Source organism: Ruoffia sp. FAM 26254, from assembly GCF_045528545.1.
Lineage (GTDB): Bacteria > Bacillota > Bacilli > Lactobacillales > Aerococcaceae > Ruoffia > Ruoffia halotolerans.
This window is the reverse complement of record NZ_JBGQQY010000087.1, coordinates 1-2,833: the sequence shown is the minus strand read 5'-3', so window position 1 is coordinate 2,833 and position 2,833 is coordinate 1. Positions and strand designations below refer to the sequence as shown.

Below are 2,833 nucleotides of genomic sequence, written 5' to 3'. Positions count from 1 at the left end.
TGAATGAGAATTCCAATGGTTTATTACGCAGAGACGGACTGCCAAAAGGAATGGACTTTAATCAAGTAGACCAAAGCTTTGTGTCATCGATTGCACACAAACGGAACACGATTCCACGGAAATCCTTGCACTACCAAACACCGTTGGAAGTATTTTTGAGTTACTTAGATGAAGCTGTTTTGTCTAGCTTAATTTGACAAATCAAAATATCTATTTCTCCTTTTTTTTTATAAGTTGAATTGCAATAATTAATGCGACAATTTTTTATTTACTCAATTAATAAGAGTTCGTTTTATTAACATACTGACTCTATCTACTCTTTTAATTGAGTCCAATTTCTTATTATATAGAATAGCATTTCAAGTAATAATAAGGGTAGCGACAATACAAAGACAAAAATCAAAAGAAAGAATAAATCAAAAATGTTCAAGTTTGTTATGACAATAACAGTGATAAATAGACCAATAATAATTATAAAGGGGTACGCTATTTTTAAAGCAAATGAATCTGAATCATTCATTAACTGAAAAATCCATTTCTTTAACATGAGATTAATTATTGTTCCCACGGGGGCTGACATTAAAATTAAGAGTAAGAAATAAGCAATGGCCTCTTGACCTGGAATCAACATCCATAAATAAATTAAGCTAAATTGACCAACCGCGGTTAACAATAAACGGAGCATTACACTCCATAATTTAGGCTGATGTATTAACAAATGATTCACGTCCTTATTAGATTAGATATTTATTACGTAGCATGCCCTTTACTAATTACATTTTCGCACATTTTCAGCTTTTATAAAAGAATTTGATCCATTATTTTCTGATTTACTTCTATTTAATCCAAGATTATTATAGAGTTCAACTAATCAAGTAAAGGAGTGCATTATAAAGTTATTTGAAAGCGAACAAATTAACGACGCCATAATCCGTATTAAAATGCCTAACGTCTGTGCTTATGTTGTCAATGGGCGTGACAGAGTCGTTTTGATTAATACTGGTTTTAGATATGGGGATTTGAGGCAAGTTGTTGATAACTTACTTGATATGCCCTATGATGTCATCTGCACACAAGGTCATCTAGATCATGCGAAAGCAAGGCTTATCTTTCACATCGGAGCACTTTATTGCTCAAAAAGAAATAAATTATCATTCTTATAAAGAATACGATGTGTTTAACTTATGGGAGTCACTATCATTCCCATACACTTACCAAGTCATACTTCAGGGATTATGGGGTTTCTTATGCCTGAACTTAAGACTGTAATTCTCGGTGACGCTTGTGCCAATCCAACTATTATGAATCAAGATTCAAGTGGAACCGCCGAATCATTCCGAGAAGGTTTAATTAATTTAAATCAACACCGTTCTGAATTCAATTCAGTTTTAACGCAACATTCGAACTTTGGTGTGCCCTCTTTCGTAGTAGACCATAATTTATATTGGGCAGAGCAAATCTTATTAAACAAAGACGATCGTTTTAGAATTCGTTTAGGTGGTATAGAGTCTTTTGTCTCTCGAAATAAAAGGTTTTCCACCAATAAAGCTACTCAGGTAACATTATCTATTGACTAAACAATATTCGAAATAAATAAAGCGCTACTTACCCTAATGAGGGGTAAGTAGCGCTTTATCATTGGGACAAATTAAATGTTGTCCATGGTTCTAATTGTGGTGGATTAGATTGAATTTTTATCAATTCTTGTAACGTAGGATGTGGAATTTCCATTTCATAAGCCGATAGGAATTATATGTCCAAATGTAGTTTTAAAATCATAGTTCTAAATAAGAATTATTGTTTAAAGGATTACGCGATAAAAGACTATAAATCCTGGTTTCTTTTGAATCATCAATCAACTCAATGTCGATTTTATTCAATTGACATTGATACTCAAATAATTCGAAACCATTTCGCATGAAGCGACTTTTATTCAAAGTGACAATCTTGCTGGTTAATCATTTTCAAGAGATTTAATAAGCTTTTTCGCTGATAATTAAGTTCGCCACCAATTTCTGAAAAGATCTCAAAAGTATAATCATGAGCTTGCATATATTCTTCAACAAGCTTAACTTGCGACCTTAATTCAGCCATTTGTGTCGAAGTGCTAACTCTACAATAACCAATAATAAGTTTACCATCGTTATTGATAGTCTCAGGTAGATAATCTTTTAATTGCTCCGAGGAATAATAGCGAGTTCCTGCATTAGTTATATGATGGGGAATCAACTCGCCATTTTGCTGCATCCGTCTTAAAATATAGGGAGTTATCCCTGTTTTTTTGCAAACTTTCCAATAGACAATAATTCTATATTTTAAATTCCCTTCTGTATATTTTATCAGAGAGGATTCATACTATAAATCGATTTTATATTATTTGATTTTTTCGTGTTCATATTAAAGCGCAACCTTTAATACAGTCTTTCTCTTGCGAGTAGACTTCTATATGTTTCCATATAGCGCAGACTATTTCTTCTACCACATGGGTAGCCACATTTTTCTTCCGCCATTTGCTTGCGGCTTTACTCTCCCTCAAGGAGATAGTCGTTGAACGTCCCTCATATTCATTCATGAACTTAGAGTTTTCGCTGCTAAACAACCATTTTAATTTATCCTTAGCGCTACTTATTTACATACTGTCCTATAATAAGTAGTTTTTATTTCAGCTTAGATTATCCTTATTATTTTTTCTGCTTTCGCACCTTGACGTTTATTTTCGCCGATTGTAAAATTAAGCTAGACAACTAAAACAGCCATTTGTGGTACACTCAACTTGTAATTCCGACCAAAGAATACAAAGGAGTGACCACAAATGACCTACACCCATCTTACC

2 protein-coding genes and 1 pseudogene are annotated in these 2,833 nt (G+C 33.1%); 2 read left to right on the top strand and 1 reads right to left on the bottom strand.

What is annotated here, in order from left to right; translation table 11 throughout:
• Both ACEN3Z_RS11690 and ACEN3Z_RS11685 read left to right on the top strand, forming a co-directional pair.
• Positions 1 to 197 (top strand): annotated as a pseudogene (locus tag ACEN3Z_RS11690) (IS30 family transposase); the annotation flags it as partial.
• A 1,050-nt stretch (positions 198 to 1,247) separates the two neighbouring features.
• Positions 1,248 to 1,577 (top strand): hypothetical protein, encoded by a 330-nt coding sequence (locus ACEN3Z_RS11685; protein ID WP_407090958.1) that lies wholly within the window; start codon positions 1,248 to 1,250, stop codon positions 1,575 to 1,577.
• A gap of 352 nt (positions 1,578 to 1,929) precedes the next feature.
• Here ACEN3Z_RS11685 and ACEN3Z_RS11680 read toward each other — a convergent pair whose 3' ends face one another.
• Complete coding sequence (locus ACEN3Z_RS11680; protein WP_407090959.1) at positions 1,930 to 2,304, bottom strand: recombinase family protein; 375 nt, start codon at positions 2,302 to 2,304, stop codon at positions 1,930 to 1,932.
• Positions 2,305 to 2,833: the final 529 nt, after the last annotated feature.

Coding starts and splice junctions, on each gene's coding strand:
- ACEN3Z_RS11685 (WP_407090958.1), top strand. CDS start 1,248: ATGCCTGAACTTAAGACTGTAATTCTCGGTGACGCTTGTGCCAATCCA.